Raw genomic sequence first — 449 nt, 5'->3', positions numbered from 1 at the left:
CAGCAAGTCGTGCCCTATCGAAGTTCGAGTTTGGGCGCCGACGAATTTACGACGCTCTTTCACTTCGATTTTTCGCTGTCTACGATACTTGACGATGGTGCCGACACTCTTGCCCGTTTGTTGAGCTATCTGACGGCACGACAATGACGGGTTGCGTAGGAGATGTTCTATTTCAAGGCCTGGTACTTGTAGGGATGTCTTTGTCTCACCACGAGGAATCGTGTGCGCACTTCCTCGTGTCGCTTCGCGTGAAGACCGCTCTGCGTCAACTGCCAAGCTGAACTCTGCTATGGAGCCAAATAAAAAATCAATCATTAGCAGGTGGCATATCGGATGCAATGAGCGGTCAGGACGCTCAACCAGATCTTCAATCCAGCGCAAAGGACTTCTGGCGGTCTGCAGCAGTCGGGATTGATGCTGAAAGTTAGCGAAGTCGGCAAAGTAGTGCC

1 protein-coding gene is annotated in these 449 nt (G+C 51.4%); it reads right to left on the bottom strand.

All coding sequences use genetic code 11. The features are described from left to right. The coding region (locus tag GVL52_RS29005; RefSeq protein WP_160012737.1) for a TnsD family Tn7-like transposition protein at positions 1-449 on the bottom strand (449 nt) is incomplete at both ends.

This window comes from Rhizobium sp. 18055, from assembly GCF_902706285.1.
Classification (GTDB): Bacteria; Pseudomonadota; Alphaproteobacteria; order Rhizobiales; family Rhizobiaceae; genus Rhizobium.
Note: the sequence above shows the minus strand (reverse complement) of the source record. Positions and strands in the feature narration are given on the sequence as shown.